The organism is Streptomyces sp. LARHCF249 (assembly GCF_052871255.1).
This window is the reverse complement of record NZ_JBIXJQ010000006.1, coordinates 72,939-90,838: the sequence shown is the minus strand read 5'-3', so window position 1 is coordinate 90,838 and position 17,900 is coordinate 72,939. Positions and strand designations below refer to the sequence as shown.

Genomic DNA, 17,900 nt, shown 5'->3' with positions numbered 1-17,900 from the left:
TAATTCCTTCGCCTCGGACCGCAGGCACTACCCTCGCTCCCATGACCAAGAAGTTCGAATACGCGACCGTCCCGCTGCTGGTCCACGCCACCAAGCAGATCCTGGACACCTGGGGCGAGGACGGCTGGGAGCTCGTCCAGGTCGTGCCCGGGCCGAACAACCCCGAGCAGCTCGTGGCCTACCTCAAGCGGGAGAAGGCATGAGCGGCGTCGTCGAGGCGAAACTGGCCGAGCTCGGCCTGACCCTGCCCGAGGTCGTCCCGCCGCTGGCCACGTACCAGCCGGCCGTCCGGTCGGGCTCGTACGTCTACACCGCGGGGCAGCTCCCGATGGTCAAGGGCAACCTGCCGGTCACCGGCAAGGTCGGCGCCGAGGTCTCGCCGGAGCAGGCCAGGGAGCTGGCCGCCACGTGCGCGCTGAACGCCCTGGCCGCCGTCAAGTCGGTCATCGGCGACCTCGACAAGATCGCGCGCGTCGTGAAGGTCGTCGGCTTCATCGCCTCGGCCCCGGACTTCACCGCCCAGCCGGGCGTGCTGAACGGTGCGAGCGAGCTCCTGGGCGCCGTCCTCGGCGACAAGGGCGTCCACGCCCGCAGCGCGGTGGGCGTGGCGGTCCTCCCGCTGGACGCCCCGGTGGAGATCGAGATCCAGGTAGAGCTGGCAGCCGGAGCCTGATCCGCCCGGCGGGGCCGGGTTGCCCCAGGGCAATTCCAGCCCCGCCGGCGCGTGAGGCGCGGGGTGCGGGGCGGAGCCCCGGGAGGCCCGGCGCAGCGGGGTGCCCTCGAACATCGGGCCGGATGGTCGTAGCATCCGGCCATGTCGAATGGTCAGCAGCAGCCCAAGGCCCAGCCCCCCGCCGGAGGCCAGTGGTACCCACCGGAGTGGCCCGACCGCATCCGCGCGCTCTCCGACGGTTCCCTCGTCCCGGTGGAACCGAAGCGCGCCGCCACCGTGATGCTGCTGCGCGACACCCCTGCCGGTCCCGTCGTGCACATGCTGCGCCGCCGCGCCTCCATGGCCTTCGCCGGAGGCGCGTACGCATACCCCGGCGGCGGCGTCGACCCCCGCGACGAGGAACACCAGGTCGGCTGGGCGGGCCCGAGCCAGGACGAGTGGGCCCACCGCCTCGGCACGGACGCCCGTACCGCCCAGGCCATCGTCTGCGGCGCCGTACGGGAGACCTTCGAGGAGGCGGGCGTGCTGCTCGCCGGGGAGACCCCCGACTCCGTCGTCGGCGACACCACCGGCGACGACTGGGAGGCCGACCGGCAGGCCCTGGTGGCGCGGGAGCTGTCCTTCGCCGAGTTCCTGGACCGCCGCGGCCTGCGGCTGCGTTCCGACCTGCTCGGGGCGTGGGCGCGCTGGATCACCCCGGAGTTCGAGCCGCGCCGCTACGACACCTGGTTCTTCGTCGCCGCCCTCCCGGAGGGCCAGCGCACCCGCAACGCCTCCACCGAGGCCGACCGGACCGTCTGGATCCGCCCGGCCGACGCCGCCGACGGGTACGACAAGGGCGAGCTCCTGATGATGCCGCCCACCATCTCCACCCTGCGCTCCCTGGAGCCGTACGGGAGCGCCGCCGAGGCGCTCGCCGCGGCCGGGGCGCAGGACCTGGCCCCCGTACTGGCCCGGGCCGCCCTGGAGAACGGCGAGCTGGTGCTCAGCTGGCCCGGCCACGACGAGTTCACCAAACGAGTGCGCCACGGAGGCCCCTCATGACCGATGCCGCCGCACTCCCCGGCCAGCCCCGCGGAATCGTCACTTCCGGGCCCGCCACCGCCCGGGCCGTCAACATCCTGGCCCCCAACGCCTCCGCGATGACCCTGGACGGCACCAACACCTGGCTGGTCTCCGAGCCCGGATCCACCCAGGCCGTCGTCATCGACCCCGGCCCGCTGGACGAGGGCCACCTCCGCACGGTCATCGACGCCGCCGAGCAGGCCGGGAAGCGGATCTCCCTGACCCTGCTCACGCACGGCCACCCCGACCACGCCGAGGGCGCCGGCCGCTTCGCCGAGCTCACCGGCACCAAGGTCCGCGCCCTGGACCCGGCGCTGCGGCTGGGCGACGAGGGGCTGGCCGCCGGGGACGTGATCAGGACGGGCGGCCTGGAGCTGCGCGTGGTCCCGACCCCCGGGCACACCAGCGACTCGCTCTGCTTCCACCTGCCCGCCGACCGTGCCGTCCTGACCGGAGACACCATCCTCGGCCGCGGCACCACCGTCGTCGCGCACCCCGACGGCCGCCTGGGGGACTACCTGGACTCCCTGCGCCGCCTGCGCTCGCTCACCGTCGACGACGGCGTGCACACCGTCCTGCCGGGCCACGGGCCGGTCCTGGAGGACGCCCAGGGCGTCGTCGAGTTCTACCTGGCCCACCGCGCCCACCGCCTCGCCCAGGTCGAGACCGCCGTCGAGGACGGCTTCACCACCCCGGAGGCGGTCGTCGCCCACGTCTACGCGGACGTGGACCGCTCCCTGTGGCCGGCCGCGGAATGGTCCGTACGGGCGCAGCTGGAGTACCTCCAGGAGCACGGCCTGATCCCCGGCGGCCCCGAGCTCTAGGGAGCGTCGTCAAAGCGTCGGCCGCGGGGTCTTCCTGCCGTGCCGGGCCGTGTACTCGTCCGCGAGCCACGGTCCGAGGTCTTCGATGTACGTGCGCAGCACGGCCGGGTCCGCGACCGGATCCAGCGCCACGGCGGCCGCGGCCCGCATCTGGGCCGCGCGCTCCGGGTAGTACGTACCGAAGACCTCCGCGGACTCGGCGAGGTCGCTGGTCCAGCCGCCCCACCGCGGCATGACCAGGGTGAATCCGGTGCGCACCAGGCGCCGCGCGAAGATCCGGCTCAGCTTCCGGTACTCGTCCGGGGTCGAGGCGGCCTGCGCCCTGGCCCGCCAGGAGGGCAGGAGGTCGGCCAGGTCGCCGTTGGTCTCCCGGGCGAGGAGGCCGTCCGGGCGGTACCGGGGCAGGTGCTCGGCCAGGTCGGCGCCGAGCAGCGGGGTGCACAGGCAGGCGAGGAACCAGCCGAGGTCGTACCGTTCCGGCTCGCTGAGCAGGGTGTCCTTGTCGTAGAGCAGGATGCCGGCCCCGTCGATCACCGGGAAGTCCTCGTCGAGCCCGCGCGCCAGCACGTCGGCGGCGGCCCGGTCCTCGTCGGCGGGTTCGTGGTGCAGGGCGAGCAGCAGGTCGAGGTCGGACCGCCCGGGCCGGGCCGCCCCGCGCGGCACGGACCCGTACAGGTAGGCGCTGTGCAGCCGCCGCCCGTAGGCCTCGCTGATCCGCTCCCGCGCGGCGGCGACGACGGCCCTGAACTCCCCGGGCACCTTCCCGAGGGACCCCTCCCGCTCGAAGTACCCGTACGCGTCGAGACCCCTGTGCTCCATGCATTCCACTGTGCCTGACCAACCCGGCCCGGCCCGGGCACCAACCCGGCCCGGCCGGCGTGCGGAGCCCCTGCAACGGCGCCGCACCCGGACACGCGAAAGGGCCCCGCCTGTACCGGCAGGGCCCTTCACGAAAGGTCAGCGCGACCGCTTCGCGAGCCGCTCCACATCGAGCAGGATCACCGCGCGAGCCTCGAGGCGGAGCCAGCCGCGCCCCGCGAAGTCGGCCAGGGCCTTGTTCACGGTCTCGCGGGAGGCGCCGACGAGCTGCGCGAGCTCTTCCTGCGTGAGGTCGTGCACCACGTGGATGCCCTCCTCCGACTGCACGCCGAACCGGCGCGACAGGTCGAGGAGCGCCCGCGCCACACGGCCGGGGACATCGGAGAAGACCAGGTCGGACATCTGGTCGTTGGTCTTGCGCAGGCGCCGCGCGACGGCGCGCAGCAGCGCGGTCGCGACCTCGGGCCGGGCGTTGAGCCAGGGCTGGAGGTCGCCGTGCCCGAGGCCGAGGAGCTTGACCTCGGTCAGCGCGGTGGCGGTGGCGGTGCGCGGGCCCGGGTCGAACAGCGACAGTTCGCCGATCAGCTCGCCGGGGCCGAGGACGGCCAGCATGTTCTCGCGGCCGTCGGGGGAGGTGCGGTGGAGCTTCACCTTGCCCTCGGTCACGACATACAGCCGGTCGCCGGGATCGCCCTCGTGGAACAGGGCGTCACCGCGTGCGAGGGTCACCTCGCCCATGGAGGCGCGGAGCTCCGCGGCCTGCTCGTCATCGAGCGCCGCGAAGAGCGGGGCGCGCCGCAGAACGTCGTCCACGAGTTTCTCTCCTATGTCGACCAGCTCAGGGGACCGGTCCCCCATTTTGCCGGACGGCTCAAACAGTGCGATCAATCACTACCAAGGATGCCGGACGGACGCCCGTGCTGTGTGGTGAGAGACCAATCGGGGTGGTGTTACCTGAGGTCCGGGCGGGTGTCAGCGCCCGGCCTTAGGCTGGCCGGGTGTCCAATAAGCCGGTGAGAGCACAGGCCAAGGGGTCCGCGGGAGTGGTGGCGGCCCATAATTCAGCTGTGGGCGAACAAGCCTCCACGGGGCCGTCTGCGAAGGTCCCGCCCGCCTCCCAGGGCAAAGGTTCGGCCAAAAAACCCGCCGCGAGCCCTTCCGCGGCGAAGCCGGAATCCCGCCTGGCCATGGTCCGCCGGGCCCGCCGGATCAACCGCGAGCTGGCCGAGATCTATCCGTACGCCCATCCGGAGCTCGACTTCCGCAACCCGTTCGAGCTGCTCGTCGCGACCGTGCTGTCCGCGCAGACCACGGACCTGCGGGTGAACCAGACGACCCCGGCCCTCTTCGCGGCCTACCCGACCCCCGAGGACATGGCCGCGGCCGCTCCGGAGGATCTGGAGGAGCTGATCCGGCCGACCGGGTTCTTCCGGATGAAGGCCAAGTCCCTGCTCGGCCTCTCGCAGGCCCTGCGGGACAGGTTCGGCGGCGAGGTGCCGGGGCGGCTCGAGGACCTGGTGACCCTGCCCGGTGTCGGCCGCAAAACCGCGAACGTGGTCCTCGGCAATGCGTTCGGCGTCCCGGGCATCACCGTGGACACCCACTTCGCGCGTCTGGTGCGCCGCTGGAAGTGGACCGTGCAGGAGGACCCGGTGAAGATCGAGGCGGACATCTGCGCGATCTTCCCCAAGAGCGAGTGGACGATGCTCTCGCACCGCGTCGTCTTCCACGGCCGCCGGATCTGCCATGCCCGCAGGCCGGCCTGCGGGGCCTGTCCGATCGCCCCGCTCTGCCCGGCGTACGGGGAGGGCGAAACGGACCCGGAGAAGGCGCGCAAGCTGCTGAAGTACGAGAAGGGCGGCCAGCCGGGCCAGCGCCTGACCCCGCCCCCGGACTACCCGGGCCTCCCGGCCCCGCCGCTGGGCGCCCCGGCGCCGTAACAGGAACGAATCGGTACCCGCACCGCGTTTGGCGGTGTGGGAGACGGCGTGACGGAAAGACGTGGACAGGGGTGCCTATGACGCGCGGTAGCGACACACGGGACGAGACGGCGGCGGGAGCCCGTACGGGCGGCAGCACGACGCTGAGCACCGACGGCCTGCCCGCCTGGCTGGATCCCGTCGTCGAGGCCGCGCGGACCATCGAGCCGCCGCAGCTGAGCCGGTTCCTGCCGCCAGAGGACGGCCGCGGGCGGCAGTCCGCCGTGCTCGTACTGTTCGGCGAGGGCCCCCGCGGGCCCGAGCTGCTGCTCATGGAGCGTGCCGGCACCCTCCGCTCGCACGCGGGCCAGCCCTCCTTCCCGGGCGGCGCCCTCGACCCGGAGGACGGCGATCCGCACACCACCGGCCCGCTGCGCGCCGCGCTGCGCGAGGCGGAGGAGGAGACCGGACTCGACCCGTCCGGGGTCCAGCTCTTCGGGGTGCTGCCCCGGCTCTACATCCCGGTCAGCGAGTTCGTCGTCACCCCTGTCCTCGGCTGGTGGCGCACCCCGAGCCCGGTCGGCGCCGTGGACCCGGCCGAGACGGCCCGCGTCTTCACGGTGCCCGTGGCGGATCTCACGGACCCGGAGCACCGGGTCACGGCCGTCCACCCCAGTGGCCACCTGGGGCCGGGTTTCACCGTCGAATCGGCTCTGGTCTGGGGTTTCACCGCCGGGGTGATCGACCGGCTGCTGCACTTCGCGGGCTGGGAGCGTCCCTGGGACCGCTCGCGGCAGGTCCCGCTCGACTGGCGCGCGTGAGACGGTGACCCAGTGAACGTGCTGGACATCTTGTTGCTGCTCGCGGCCGTGTGGTTCGCGATCGTCGGCTACCGCCAGGGCTTCGTCGTCGGCATCCTGTCGGTGATCGGCTTCCTCGGCGGCGGCCTCGTCGCCGTGTCCCTGCTTCCGCTGATCTGGGACCGGGTGACCGACAACGGCACCCAGGTGTCCACCACGGTCGTCGTGATCGCCGTCGTCGCGATCATCGTCTGCGCCTCGATCGGCCAGGCCCTGACCACCCACCTCGGCAGCCGGCTCCGCCGCCACATCACCTGGTCGCCGGCGCGCGTACTGGACGCGACGGGCGGGGCCCTGGTCAACGTGGTCGCGATGCTGCTGGTGGCCTGGCTGATCGGCTCCGCGCTCGCCGGGACCTCCCTTCCCACGCTGGGCAAGGAAGTCCGCAACTCCAAGGTGCTGCTCGGCGTGTCGCGTGTGCTGCCCGCGCAGGCGAACACCTGGTTCTCGGACTTCAGCTCCACCCTCGCGCGCAACGGCTTCCCGCAGGTGTTCAGCCCGTTCTCCAACGAGCCCATCACCGAGGTCAGGGCGCCCGATCCGGCGCTCGCCCGAAGCCCCGTCACCGAGCAGGCCAAGCGCTCGATCGTGAAGGTCGTCGGCACGGCGCCCAGCTGCAGCAAGGTGCTGGAGGGCACGGGATTCGTCTTCGCGCCCGGCAAGGTGATGACCAACGCGCACGTCGTCGGCGGGGTCGGCGAACCGACCGTGCAGATCGGCGGAGAGGGCAAGCTCTACGACGGGAAGGTCGTGCTCTACGACTGGGAGCGCGACATCGCCGTCCTGGACGTGCCCAATCTGAAGGCCCCGGCGCTGGAGTTCGCCGACCGGCCCGCGGCCAGCGGCAGCGACGCGATCGTCGCCGGCTTCCCCGAGAACGGCGCGTACGACATCCGTGCCGCGCGCGTGCGCGGCCGGATCAACGCCGACGGCCCGGACATCTACCACCGGAGCACGGTGCGGCGCGACGTCTACTCGCTGTACGCGACGGTCCGGCAGGGCAACTCAGGCGGTCCGCTGCTCACGCCCGACGGCAAGGTGTACGGGGTCGTGTTCGCGAAGTCCCGTGACGACTCGAACACCGGCTACGCCCTGACCGCGGACGAGATCCGCGACGACATCCGGCTCGGCCGGAGCGCCGAACAGCGGGTCGACAGCCAGGGCTGCGCCCTCTGACACCGAGACGCCGGGCCCGCGTCGGGCCCGGCGAACCCGACGGTTCCTACGTCCGTGGATGGCGCAGGCGCGCCGAGACCCAGAGGGCCCGGCGGCGCAGGATGCGCGGAATCCCGAGGCGGAGGTCGTGGCCGTCGCGGCCGGTCCTCCCGCGGGGGCCCGGCGTCGCTGCCGAGCGGCGTTCGTGTGCGGTGTCACGGTAGTCGTGCGTCCAGCCCATACTCCGAGCTGTGCCCGTGCCCCATGGTCGGTAACCCCGTACAGGGCGGCCAATTGGCCTATGCGCGAGGCAATTGAATGCTTGTCATACTCATCAGCGGTCCGGTTCGGGGTCCTTGAGCCAGTTCACCAGCTCTGTCGAGAAGGCCACCGGGTCCTCCTCGTGCGGGAAGTGCCCGAGGCCGTCGAACAGCCGCCACCGGTACGGGGCTTCGACGTACTGGCCGGATCCGGCCGCGCTCCGCGTGCGCATCACCGGGTCGAGCGAGCCGTGCAGGTGCAGGGTCGGCACCCGCACCGGCCGCTTCATCCGCCGGTTGAACTGGAGGCCGTCGGGCCGCGCCATCGACCGCATCATCCAGCGGTACGGCTCGATCGAGCAGTGAGCGGTGGACGGGATGCACATCGCCCGCCGGTACACGGCCAGTGCCTCCTCGTCGGCGCCGTCCTCCTGGAGGCCCGGCCCGGACCAGTCGCGGATCAGCTCCGCCACGAGCGCCCCGTCGTCGGCGACGAGCTGCCGCTCGGGGACGAACGGCCGCTGGAAGCCCCAGATGTGTGAACTCGCCCGGGTCTGACCGAAGTCGGACAGCATCGCCGAACGCCAGCGGCGCGGGTGCGGCATGGAGGAGACGACCAGGCGGCGCACCAGCTTGGGCCGCATCACGGCCGCCGTCCAGGCGAGGTAGCCGCCCAGGTCGTGCCCGACGAGCGCGGCGTCCGGCTCGCCGAGGGACCGTACGACCCCGGTGATGTCGAGTGCCAGATTGGCCGGGTCGTAGCCGCGCGGCGTGCGGTCGCTGCCGCCGACTCCGCGCAGGTCCATCGCGACCGCCCGGTAGCCGGCGTCCGCGAGCGCGGTCATCTGGTGCCGCCAGGTCCACCAGAACTGCGGGAAGCCGTGCAGCAGCAGCACCAGCGGCCCGTCGCCGAGCTCGGCGACGTGGAAGCGGGCGCCGTTGGCGGCGACGTCCCGGTGCGTCACCGCCCGGCCGCCGGGCAGATCGAGCCGGATCGCCGAGGCAGCGGTGGGCGGATTGCCGGGGTCGGACGAGGGGGCTGTCATGAGGACGAGCGTGCCACACCCAAGGCCTTGTCACTCACCGGCCGCGCGTGGGGCTTGACGGTCCCGACGAGCGCCGCGGTCTGCTTGACCGATTCGATGGTCCTCACCGGCGGCTTGACCTTCTTGAACTTGACCACGGCGAGCAGCCCGACCAGGCCCGCGAGCAGCCAGAACGCCCCGCCGACGATGAGGAAGGACCACGCGAGGCCGAGCCCGAGGTTATGGATCCCGTAGGCCGCGGCGAAACTCAGTACGGGGAGGGAGAACAGCACGAGCACGCCGGCGACGATCGCGGCACCGCTTCCGATGCCCGCGCGCTTGACGTCCTGCTTGATCTCCGCCTTGGCGAGGGCGATCTCGTCGTGCACCAGGGCCGACATCTCGGCGGTGGCCGAGGCGACCAGCTGGCCGAGTGTGCGCTCGGCTCCTTGCGCCCCTTGGTCCACTGCGCTCATCGCTCTCTCCCTCTGTCGTCTGCCGCGTCTGTACGCCGTCCTCCGTCAGATCATGCCGGACGGTCGCCCTCGATGCTGGACCCGGCCGCCGCTTCGGCCCTGCGCCGGTGCTCCGCGGCCTTCTCCTCGTGGATCTTCGCCATCCTCAAGTGGTACGCCGGGGTGTGCTCCTCGTAGATGTCCGGAATGCCGTCGCGGTCCTCGTCGCGCTCCTCGGCCTCGGTGAGGGCCCGGTAGATGCGGTCGCGGCGCTTGAGCAGGGCGCAGGCGAACACGGCGGCGATGAGGGAGCCGATGAGGACCGCGGCCTTGATCTCGTCGGTGAGGACCGGATCGCCGGCGAAGGCGAGTTCGCCGATCAGCAGCGAGACGGTGAATCCGATCCCGGCGAGGGAGGCGACGGCGAGTACGTCCGGCCAGGCGAGGTCGTCGTTGAGCTCGGCCTTGGTGAAGCGGGCGGCCAGCCAGGTGCCGCCGAAGATGCCCACTGCCTTGCCGACGACCAGGCCGAGGACCACGCCGAGGGTCTCCGGCCGGGTGAAGACCTGGCCGATGGACTCGTCGGAGAGGGAGACCCCGGCCGAGAAGAGGGCGAAGAGCGGTACGGCGAGACCGGCCGAGATCGGCCGTACGAGGTGCTCGATGTGCTCGCCGGGGGAGCGGGTCTCGCCGTCGTTGCGGGTGCAGCGCAGCATCAGGCCCATGGCGACGCCGGCGATGGTGGCGTGGACGCCGCTGTTGTACATAAGGCCCCAGATGGCCAGGGCGAGCGGTACGTAGACGTACCAGCCGCGGACGCCCTTGCGGAGCAGGAACCAGAACAGCACGAGTCCCACGACCGCGCCGCCGAGGGCCAGGAAGTCGATCTCGCTGGTGAAGAACACCGCGATGATGACGATCGCGAAGAGGTCGTCGACGACGGCGAGGGTGAGCAGGAACGCGCGCAGGGCGGAGGGCAGCGAGGTGCCGATGACCGCGAGGACGGCGAGCGCGAAGGCGATGTCGGTGGCGGTCGGAACCGCCCAGCCGTCCATGGACCCGTTGTCGAACACGTTGACGAGGGCGTAGACCCCGGCCGGGGCGGCCATGCCGCATATCGCGGCGATGACGGGGAGGGCGGCGGCCTTGGGGTCGCGCAGGTCGCCCGCGACCAGCTCGCGCTTGAGCTCGATGCCGGCCACGAAGAAGAAGACCGCCAGCAGGCCGTCGGCCGCCCAGTGCTGGATCGAGAGGTCCAGGCCGAGGGAGCCGGGGCCGATGTGGAAGTCCCGGACGGTCTTGTAGCTCTCCGTCAGAGCGGGGGTGTTCGCCCAGACCAGGGCGGCGACGGCGGCGACGAGGAGCAGAACACCGCCGACGGTCTCGGCGCGCAGGGCGTCCGCGACGAACCGGCGCTCGGGCAGCGACAGCCGGCCGAGGAGCTTGTGGCTCTGGTGGTCGGTGGGGTTGGGCGCGGCCACGGGGGGACACCTCCGGTTGGTCGACGGCATGCTTCATGCAGTTGCCGACCAGACTTCCCGGCGCACCCTGAGATGTTTCGAACGTCGAATCTTGACGCTTCTCTTACCTTACACAGGGTCGCGCAGTCGTATCGGGTGATCTTCACCTTAAACGGGAGGGGGGCGTCCGGCGCGCTGTGCGCCGGACGCCCCCTTCGGGCCCGATGGTGCCGCTGGTCCCGCTCCGCCGTCGCTCAGTCCTCGCTGGACGCGGACGGCAGCTTGCTCTGGATCAGGTCCATGACCGAGGAGTCGGCGAGCGTGGTGACGTCACCGACCGCGCGGTTCTCCGCCACGTCGCGCAGCAGGCGGCGCATGATCTTGCCCGAGCGGGTCTTCGGCAGCTCCTGGACCGGCAGGATCCGCTTCGGCTTGGCGATCGGGCCGAGCGTGGCGCCCACGTGGTTGCGCAGGTCGGCCACCAGGGTGTCGGTCTCCGAGGCGCTGCCCCGCAGGATGACGAAGGCCACGATGGCCTGGCCGGTGGTCTCGTCGTTGGCGCCGACCACGGCCGCCTCGGCGACCGAGGGGTGCGAGACGAGCGCCGACTCCACCTCGGTCGTCGAGATGTTGTGGCCGGACACCAGCATGACGTCGTCCACCCGGCCGAGCAGCCAGATGTCGCCGTCCTCGTCCTTCTTGGCGCCGTCGCCCGCGAAGTACCTGCCCTCGAACCGCGACCAGTAGGTGTCGATGAACCGCTGGTCGTCGCCCCAGATGGTGCGCAGCATCGACGGCCACGGCTCGGTCAGGACCAGGTAGCCGCCTCCGCCGTTCGGGACCTCGTTCGCCTCGTCGTCCACGACGGTGGCGGAGATTCCGGGCAGCGCGCGCTGCGCCGAGCCCGGCTTGGTCTCCGTGACGCCCGGCAGCGGGGAGATCATCATCGCGCCGGTCTCGGTCTGCCACCAGGTGTCCACGATCGGGCAGCGGTCGCCGCCGATGTGCTTGCGGTACCAGATCCAGGCCTCGGGGTTGATCGGCTCGCCGACCGAGCCCAGCACGCGCAGGCTCGACAGGTCGAACTTCGCGGGGATGTCCTCGCCCCACTTCATGAACGTACGGATGGCCGTGGGAGCCGTGTAGAGGATGGTGACGCCGTACTTCTGGATGACCTCCCAGAACCGGCCCTGGTGCGGGGTGTCCGGCGTGCCCTCGTACATCACCTGGGTGGCGCCGTTCGCGAGGGGCCCGTAGACGATGTACGAGTGCCCGGTCACCCAGCCGATGTCGGCGGTGCACCAGTAGACGTCGGTCTCCGGCTTCAGGTCGAACACCGCGTGGTGGGTGTACGCCGCCTGCGTGAGGTAGCCGCCCGAGGTGTGCAGGATGCCCTTCGGCTTACCCGTGGTCCCCGAGGTGTACAGGATGAAGAGCGGGTGCTCGGCGTCGAAGGCCTGCGGCGTGTGCGCGGCGGACTGCCGGCCGACCACGTCGTGCCACCAGACGTCGCGGCCCTCGGTGAAGGCGGTCTCCTGGCCGGTGCGCTGCACGACGAGCACGTGCTCGACCTGCGGGCACTTGCCGACGGCCTCGTCGATGGCCGGCTTCAGGGCGGTGGCCTTGCCGCGGCGGTAGCCGCCGTCGGCGGTGATGACCAGCTTGGCGTCGGCGTCCTGGATGCGGGAGGCGACGGCGTCGGCGGAGAAGCCGCCGAAGACCACGGAGTGCGCGGCGCCGATACGGGCGCACGCGAGCATCGCCACGACCGCCTCGGGGATCATCGGCAGGTAGACGGCGACGCGGTCGCCGGCCTGGACGCCCAGCTCGGTCAGGGCGTTGGCGGCCTTGGACACCTCGTCCTTGAGCTGCGCGTAAGTGATCGAGCGGCTGTCGCCGGGCTCGCCCTCGAAGTGGATGGCGACGCGCTCGCCGTTGCCGGCCTCGACGTGCCGGTCCACGCAGTTGTACGCGACGTTGAGCTTGCCGTCCGCGAACCACTTCGCGAAGGGCGGGTTCGTCCAGTCGAGCGTCTCGGTCGGCTCCGTGGCCCAGGTCAGCCGCCGGGCCTGGTCGGCCCAGAAGCCCAGCCGGTCCGCGGCGGCCTGTGCGTACGCAGCCTGTGTCACGTTGGCGGCGGCGGCCAGATCGGCAGGCGGTGCGAACCGCCGCTCCTCCTTGAGCAGATTGGCCAGGCTTTCATTGCTCACGACATATCCCTTTCCCAGGGTGTCCGTTGTGTCCCCGGCATAGCTCATCAGCCGGCGGCCCGGGTGACAAGAGGTAGCCGAGAATTGGTTTAGACCTATAGCACGTCCAGATGCGTGCGACGGCCCCTTCCCGCTGCAGGGTGCGGAAAGGGGCCCAAACGATGGCACGGATACCGGAGGCTACCGGTTCGAACATGCCGTGAGGTTGTCGCGAATCAGGCGTTCTGGCCGACGGTGTCGAAGACCCGGCAGTCGAAGAAGTCCTCGCCCTCGGACAGCAGATAGGCCTGCGCCTCGCCCACGTGGAAGTACATCCCGTGCAGCTCCAGCGTGCCCTCGGCGAGCCGCCGGGCCACCGATTCGTGCGCCCGCAGGTGCTCCAGCTGCTGCACGATGTTGGTCAGGCACAGCTGCTCCACGGCGTCGGCCGGGAGCCGGCCCGAGATCCTGGCCCAGGCGTGGTGCCGACTGGCCATCCGCTCCAGGCTGGGCAGCCCGTGCCGGAGCCAGCGGCGCAGCGGGGTCAAGGGCGTTCCGGGAGAGGAGTTGAGCAGCGCCTGCATCGCGCCGCAGCCCGAGTGCCCGCACACCGTGATGCTGTCCACCTTGAGCACGTCCACCGCGTACTCGATGGCCGCCGCGACGGAGTCGTCGGTGGACTCGGCGCCGGGCAGCGGGACGAGGTTGCCGACGTTGCGGACGGTGAACAGGTCGCCCGGTCCGCTGGCCGTGATCATGCTGGTCACCAGGCGGGAGTCGGCGCAGGTGAGGAAGAGCTGGGAGGGCCGCTGCCCCTCGCGGGCCAGGCGGGCCAGCTCGTCCCGTACGTGCGGTGCGGTGTCGCGCTGGAAGGCGCTGATCCCGTTTGCCAGTTGACCGGCGCCGCGCCGCCGCGGAGCCGGCGCCGCGGCCGCCGGTACGGCTGCGGTGGCCGCGGCCGGGTCTGCGGGCGTGTCGTCGGCGCGGTGGTCGCAGTGGTTCTGCCACGGGGTCCAGGGGCGGCAGCACTGGTGCCCTCCGCGCTGCGGGGTGCGCCGGGCCGGGTCGGAGTGCTGGGACCCGTCGGCCCGGCGGCCGGTGACTTGCACCGATCCGCCGTGGGCGAGGTGGGAGTCCTGCCAGTCCCGCAGCGTCTCGTATGCCGCGTGGTCCATGAACGAGCCGTCCAGCTCGACCACCGCGCGCCCGTCGTGCGGGATCTGGTTCAGTACCCGGCTCAGCCGGGGCACCGCGAGGAAGGTCAGCTGCCCGCGCGCCCAGACCCGGTGGACGCCGGTGTCCAGCTGCTCCACCGTGATCCGGGTCCGGGCCAGCCGGTGCAGGGCCAGGGCGACCGCCACCGCGATGCCGATGGCCACGCCCTCCAGCACCCCGCCGAGGACCACGGCCACGATGGTCGTCGCGTAGACCGGGATCTCCCGGTGCCGGGTGACGCTGCGCAGGTGCGTGATGCTCACCATCTGCACGCCCACCGCCATGACCAGGGCGGCCAGCGCGGCGAGCGGGATCAGGTCGAGGACCGGGACCAGCAGTCCGGCCGCGAGCATGACCCAGAAACCGTGCAGCATGGCCGATTTCCGGCTGGCCGCGCCGGCCTTGACGTTGGCCACGCTGCGGACGGCCACGCCGGTGATCGGCAGTCCGCCCAGCGCCCCGGAGACGATGTTCGCCGCGCCCTGCCCGCGCAGTTCGCGGTTGAGGTCGGCGCGCGGCGGGCGGTTGCCCGTACCGCGCTCGGAGGAGATCAGCTTGTCGGTCGCGACCGCGGAGAGCAGCGACTCCACGCTGCCGACCAGGGTGATGGTCAGCACGGCGGCGATGATGCCGAGGACCGGCCCTTCGGGCAGCTCGGGCAGGGCGTGGCTGCGCCAGGACGGCAGGTCGACCCGGGGCAGGGAGAGTCCGGCCAGGGCGGCGAAGGCGGTGGCCGTCGCGACGGCGGCGAGCGCCGCCGGCACTCTGCGCAGGGCGCGGCCCGTCCGTCCGGGCAGCCGCGGCCAGCCGAGCAGGACGACGAGCGTCAGCACGCTGACGCCGAGCGCGACGGGGTGCAGATCCGCCAACTGGCCCGGCAAGCCGAGGACGTTCGCCACGGCGGAGCTCTGCGGGGTGCCGCCGAGCACGATGTGGAGCTGGGCCAGCGCGATGGTCACGCCGATGCCGGCGAGCATGCCGTGCACGATGGCCGGGCTGACCATGAGCGCCGACCTGGCGGTGCGCAGCAGGGCGAGGCCCAGCTGGCAGAACCCGGCGAGCACGGTGATGGCGCACGTGGTGCGCCACCCGTAGTGCTGGATCAACTCGGCGGTGACCACGGTGAGTCCGGCTGCGGGGCCGCTCACCTGGAGCGGGGCTCCGCCGAGCCGGCCGGCCACGATCCCGCCGGCGGCCGCCGCGACCAGTCCGGCCTGGAGCGGGGCGCCGGTGGCCAGGGCGATGCCGAGGGAGAGCGGCAGGGCGATCAGGAACACGGCGACGGAGGCGGAGAGGTCCGCCGGCAGGTCCTTGCGGGCCTGTTTGCGGGGCGTGGTGCGGATCTCTTCGTCCGCTGCGGGTGTGCGTGAAGTGGCTGTCATAAGGTCCCGTCTCCTCGGGGGAGGGATGAAGCGGCGGGAGTCTCAACACTCGGTAAATGGATGGTAATGGAGAGTAAAGGGCTGTGGTGGGAAATACGCGCAAATGGCCTACGAATTAACCCCACAGAGTGATTAAGCATTTTGTACGGCTTGTCATACCTTCCTCGCGGCGGACCGCATGGGACGTTGCGGCGCGGAAGTCCTGCGATGGAACTGCGAGGGAGAGGTGGGGCGGATGATCGCCGCCACGAAGAAGATCGCCGGCGGCCTGGTCGCCACGGCGCTGGTCCTGGGCGTCGCCGGGTGCAGCGGCTCGGAACCGGTCAAATCCTCGGCCCCCGGCCCCCAGAACGCCCGGAAGGGCGCCGCCCCCGAGGCCCCCGGCAGCGTCAACCGGCCCATCGGTGACGGTTCGACCGCGTACACCGGCGCGCAGCCGAACGTCGGGACGGTGCAGAAGCTGAAGCCGGGTGAGAAGCCTCCGCAGTTCGTGGTGTTCTCGTGGGACGGGGCGGGCGAGGACAGCCAGAAGCTCTTCTCCCACTTCCGCGAGGTCGGCAAGAAGTACAACGCCCGGATGACGTACTTCCTCAGCGGCGTGTACATGCTCCCGGAGGAGAAACGTTCCCTCTACATCGCCCCGCAGCACGGGCCCGGCCGTTCGGACATCGGCTTCGGCGACCTCCAGGGCATCAAGGACACCGCCACCCAGGTGCGCGCGGCCTGGCTCGAGGGCAACGAGATCGGCACCCACTTCAACGGCCACTTCTGCGGCCCCGACGGCGGTGTCGGCACCTGGTCCGTGGACGAGTGGAAGAGCGAGATCAGCCAGGCCAAGTCCTTCGTCAAGAACTGGAAGACGAACGCGGGCCTGAAGAACATGGAGGCGCTTCCCTTCGACTACGACAAGGAGCTCGTCGGGGCCCGCACCCCCTGCCTCGAAGGCCAGAAGAACTTCATGCTGGCGGCGAAGGGCCTGGGCTTCCGCTACGACTCCAGCGGCATCAGCAAGCAGATCTGGCCCAAGAAGACGGACGGGCTCTGGGACATCCCCCTGCAGCTGGTCCCCGTGCCGGGCCGCGCCTTCGAGACCCTGAGCATGGACTACAACTTCATGACGAACCAGTCCGGAACGACCTCGCAGGGCGACCCCTCGCAGCACGCGTACTGGGGCGACCAGATGCGCGACGGCCTGCGCCAGGCCTTCGACCGCGTCTACCAGGGCAACCGGGCGCCGCTGATCATCGGCAACCACTTCGAGTCCTGGAACGGCGGCACCTACATGCGCGCCGTCGAGGAGTCCATCAAGGGGATGTGCACCCAGAAGGAGGTCCGCTGCGTTCCGTTCCGCGAGCTGGCGGACTGGCTGGACGCCCAGGACCCCAAGGTCCTGGAGTGGATGCGCACCCTCGACGTCGGCGAGGCGCCGAAGGAGGGCTGGGCGAAGTTCCTGACCGCGGGGCCGCCGCCCGCACCGCCGACGGCCCCCGCCGGGGTCACGCCGGCTGAGGAGCCGGCTGAAGCCGGGGCGGACGAGGACTGACGAGGTCCTCGACTCCCTCTTCGGTCCCTTGCGCCCCCTCGCGCAGGACGAAGCCGGGGTCGACCTGGTCCGCCAGGTCGACCCCGGTCTTGGCGTTGCCCCAGCTCTCCGCGTTCTTCAGGTGGAACCGCACCATCTGCTCGGTGTACCGGTCCCAGTCGCGCTGCGCGTACGAGTCGTCCGCCGCGTCCTGGAGGGACTGGAGGGCGAGCCGGTTCGTCGCCTCCAGCAGCTCGAAGGCGGCCGGCCGGCCCTTCTCCATGGCCCGCACCCAGTCGGAGTGCCCGACGGTGACCAGCAGGTCCTCGCCGACCTCGTCCTGGAGGAACTCGATGTCCTCGGGGCCCTGCACCTTGTTGCCGACGACCTTGAGCGCGACCCCGAAGTCCCGCGCGTACTCCTTGTACTGGCGGTAGACGGAGACGCCCTTGCGGGTCGGCTCGGCGACCAGGAAGGTCACGTCGAAGCGGGTGAACATGCCGGAGGCGAAGGAGTCGGAGCCCGCGGTCATGTCGACCACGACGTACTCGTCGGGGCCGTCGACGAGGTGGTTGAGGCAGAGCTCGACCGCCCCGACCTTGGAGTGGTAGCAGGCCACGCCCAGATCGGCCTCGGTGAACGGCCCCGTGGCCATGAGCCGCACGGGCTCCCCGTCGAGCAGGAGCGTGCGCGCGCAGGCCTCGTACACCGGGTTGTCCTCGGTCACCCGCAGCAGGCGCGAGCCCCGGCCGGGCGGGGTGGTCTTGATCATCGTGTCGGCGGAGGCGATGCGCGGGTTGGAACCCCGCAGGTAGTCCTTGATCAGCGGCAGGTGCGCGCCCAGGGCGGGCAGTTCGGCGGCCTCGTCCTCGCCGAGTCCGAGGGCGGAGCCCAGATGCTGGTTGATGTCGGCGTCCACCGCGACGACGGGGGCCTCATTGGCGGCGAGGTGGCGGATGAAGAGGGAGGACAGCGTGGTCTTGCCGCTGCCGCCCTTTCCCACGAAAGCGATCTTCATGTTCACCAAGCGTAGTGGGTCGACAGCGCTGAGTTGTCAAGGTGAGTGAAGAAGACCAC

The 17,900-nt window shown here is 71.4% G+C and carries 16 protein-coding genes; 8 read left to right on the top strand and 8 right to left on the bottom strand.

The genetic code is table 11. From position 1 onward, the window contains the following. Nucleotides 1-41 precede the first annotated feature (41 nt). The 4 genes from ACIPUC_RS18330 (at nucleotide 42) to ACIPUC_RS18315 (ending at nucleotide 2,562) form a co-directional block, all read left to right on the top strand. Nucleotides 42-203 carry a DUF4177 domain-containing protein gene (locus ACIPUC_RS18330; protein ID WP_007264966.1) on the top strand — a complete coding sequence of 54 codons (162 nt, stop codon included), beginning with the start codon at nucleotides 42-44 and terminating at the stop codon, nucleotides 201-203. After that, nucleotides 200-673, top strand: a complete 474-nt coding sequence (locus tag ACIPUC_RS18325) for a RidA family protein (RefSeq protein WP_446590569.1) — start codon at nucleotides 200-202, stop codon at nucleotides 671-673. Before ACIPUC_RS18330 ends, ACIPUC_RS18325 begins: the two co-directional genes overlap by 4 nt. A 141-nt stretch (nucleotides 674-814) precedes the next feature. Further along, the gene (locus ACIPUC_RS18320) at nucleotides 815-1,717 is read left to right on the top strand and encodes an NUDIX hydrolase (protein ID WP_446590568.1); all 903 of its coding nucleotides are present in this window, start codon (nucleotides 815-817) and stop codon (nucleotides 1,715-1,717) included. Further along, nucleotides 1,714-2,562: an MBL fold metallo-hydrolase gene (locus ACIPUC_RS18315; protein WP_446590567.1), complete on the top strand. Its 849-nt coding sequence runs from the start codon at nucleotides 1,714-1,716 to the stop codon at nucleotides 2,560-2,562. Before ACIPUC_RS18320 ends, ACIPUC_RS18315 begins: the two co-directional genes overlap by 4 nt. Before the next feature lie 9 nt (nucleotides 2,563-2,571). On the opposite strand, the gene ACIPUC_RS18310 is transcribed toward ACIPUC_RS18315, so the two are convergent. Next, nucleotides 2,572-3,381: a nucleotidyltransferase gene (locus tag ACIPUC_RS18310; RefSeq protein WP_446590565.1), complete on the bottom strand. Its 810-nt coding sequence runs from the start codon at nucleotides 3,379-3,381 to the stop codon at nucleotides 2,572-2,574. A gap of 138 nt (nucleotides 3,382-3,519) precedes the next feature. After that, nucleotides 3,520-4,194: a Crp/Fnr family transcriptional regulator gene (locus ACIPUC_RS18305; RefSeq protein WP_003981529.1), complete on the bottom strand. Its 675-nt coding sequence runs from the start codon at nucleotides 4,192-4,194 to the stop codon at nucleotides 3,520-3,522. Nucleotides 4,195-4,448: 254 nt separating this feature from the next. Between ACIPUC_RS18305 and nth the strand changes: the two genes are divergently transcribed. From nth to ACIPUC_RS18290, 3 genes are all read left to right on the top strand, one after another. Beyond that, nucleotides 4,449-5,321, top strand: coding sequence for an endonuclease III (nth, locus tag ACIPUC_RS18300; RefSeq protein ID WP_446590564.1), 873 nt, complete (start codon nucleotides 4,449-4,451; stop codon nucleotides 5,319-5,321). A gap of 77 nt (nucleotides 5,322-5,398) precedes the next feature. Further along, nucleotides 5,399-6,121 carry an NUDIX hydrolase gene (locus tag ACIPUC_RS18295; protein ID WP_446590562.1) on the top strand — a complete coding sequence of 241 codons (723 nt, stop codon included), beginning with the start codon at nucleotides 5,399-5,401 and terminating at the stop codon, nucleotides 6,119-6,121. A 12-nt stretch (nucleotides 6,122-6,133) separates the two neighbouring features. Beyond that, nucleotides 6,134-7,336, top strand: coding sequence for a MarP family serine protease (locus ACIPUC_RS18290; RefSeq protein WP_446590561.1), 1,203 nt, complete (start codon nucleotides 6,134-6,136; stop codon nucleotides 7,334-7,336). Between the two features lie 313 nt (nucleotides 7,337-7,649). Here ACIPUC_RS18290 and ACIPUC_RS18285 read toward each other — a convergent pair whose 3' ends face one another. The 5 genes from ACIPUC_RS18285 to ACIPUC_RS18265 all read right to left on the bottom strand — a co-directional run bounded on the left by ACIPUC_RS18285 (nucleotide 7,650) and on the right by ACIPUC_RS18265 (nucleotide 15,301). Further along, complete coding sequence (locus tag ACIPUC_RS18285) at nucleotides 7,650-8,621, bottom strand: alpha/beta fold hydrolase (protein WP_446590559.1); 972 nt, start codon at nucleotides 8,619-8,621, stop codon at nucleotides 7,650-7,652. Continuing rightward, a complete protein-coding gene (locus ACIPUC_RS18280) occupies nucleotides 8,618-9,076 on the bottom strand; it encodes a phage holin family protein (RefSeq protein ID WP_446590557.1) in 459 nt (152 codons plus the stop codon). The genes ACIPUC_RS18285 and ACIPUC_RS18280 overlap by 4 nt, the downstream gene beginning before the upstream one ends. Nucleotides 9,077-9,126: 50 nt before the next feature. After that, complete coding sequence (nhaA, locus tag ACIPUC_RS18275; RefSeq protein ID WP_446590555.1) at nucleotides 9,127-10,536, bottom strand: Na+/H+ antiporter NhaA; 1,410 nt, start codon at nucleotides 10,534-10,536, stop codon at nucleotides 9,127-9,129. Between the two features lie 233 nt (nucleotides 10,537-10,769). Then, on the bottom strand, nucleotides 10,770-12,773 hold the full coding sequence (acs, locus tag ACIPUC_RS18270) for an acetate--CoA ligase (protein WP_446590554.1): 2,004 nt from the start codon (nucleotides 12,771-12,773) through the stop codon (nucleotides 10,770-10,772). Between the two features lie 167 nt (nucleotides 12,774-12,940). Continuing rightward, nucleotides 12,941-15,301 carry a SulP family inorganic anion transporter gene (locus tag ACIPUC_RS18265; protein ID WP_446590553.1) on the bottom strand — a complete coding sequence of 787 codons (2,361 nt, stop codon included), beginning with the start codon at nucleotides 15,299-15,301 and terminating at the stop codon, nucleotides 12,941-12,943. A gap of 235 nt (nucleotides 15,302-15,536) precedes the next feature. On the opposite strand from ACIPUC_RS18265, the gene ACIPUC_RS18260 reads away from it, so the two are divergent. Continuing rightward, nucleotides 15,537-16,844 carry a hypothetical protein gene (locus tag ACIPUC_RS18260; protein WP_446590552.1) on the top strand — a complete coding sequence of 436 codons (1,308 nt, stop codon included), beginning with the start codon at nucleotides 15,537-15,539 and terminating at the stop codon, nucleotides 16,842-16,844. Here the strand turns inward: ACIPUC_RS18260 and ACIPUC_RS18255 are convergent. Continuing rightward, nucleotides 16,798-17,841, bottom strand: a complete 1,044-nt coding sequence (locus ACIPUC_RS18255; protein WP_446590550.1) for an ATP-binding protein — start codon at nucleotides 17,839-17,841, stop codon at nucleotides 16,798-16,800. The two genes, ACIPUC_RS18260 and ACIPUC_RS18255, sit on opposite strands and share 47 nt — an antisense overlap. Between the last annotated feature and the right edge of the window lie 59 nt (nucleotides 17,842-17,900).

Excerpts from the sequence above, each read along its gene's own strand:
- ACIPUC_RS18330 (WP_007264966.1), top strand. The coding sequence starts at position 42 with ATGACCAAGAAGTTCGAATACGCGACCGTCCCGCTGCTGGTCCACGCC.
- ACIPUC_RS18325 (WP_446590569.1), top strand. The coding sequence starts at position 200 with ATGAGCGGCGTCGTCGAGGCGAAACTGGCCGAGCTCGGCCTGACCCTG.
- ACIPUC_RS18320 (WP_446590568.1), top strand. The coding sequence starts at position 815 with ATGTCGAATGGTCAGCAGCAGCCCAAGGCCCAGCCCCCCGCCGGAGGC.
- ACIPUC_RS18315 (WP_446590567.1), top strand. The coding sequence starts at position 1,714 with ATGACCGATGCCGCCGCACTCCCCGGCCAGCCCCGCGGAATCGTCACT.
- ACIPUC_RS18310 (WP_446590565.1), bottom strand. The coding sequence starts at position 3,381 with ATGGAGCACAGGGGTCTCGACGCGTACGGGTACTTCGAGCGGGAGGGG.
- ACIPUC_RS18295 (WP_446590562.1), top strand. The coding sequence starts at position 5,399 with ATGACGCGCGGTAGCGACACACGGGACGAGACGGCGGCGGGAGCCCGT.
- ACIPUC_RS18285 (WP_446590559.1), bottom strand. The coding sequence starts at position 8,621 with ATGACAGCCCCCTCGTCCGACCCCGGCAATCCGCCCACCGCTGCCTCG.
- ACIPUC_RS18280 (WP_446590557.1), bottom strand. The coding sequence starts at position 9,076 with ATGAGCGCAGTGGACCAAGGGGCGCAAGGAGCCGAGCGCACACTCGGC.
- acs (WP_446590554.1), bottom strand. The coding sequence starts at position 12,773 with ATGAGCTATGCCGGGGACACAACGGACACCCTGGGAAAGGGATATGTC.
- ACIPUC_RS18265 (WP_446590553.1), bottom strand. The coding sequence starts at position 15,301 with ATGACAGCCACTTCACGCACACCCGCAGCGGACGAAGAGATCCGCACC.
- ACIPUC_RS18260 (WP_446590552.1), top strand. The coding sequence starts at position 15,537 with ATGATCGCCGCCACGAAGAAGATCGCCGGCGGCCTGGTCGCCACGGCG.
- ACIPUC_RS18255 (WP_446590550.1), bottom strand. The coding sequence starts at position 17,841 with ATGAAGATCGCTTTCGTGGGAAAGGGCGGCAGCGGCAAGACCACGCTG.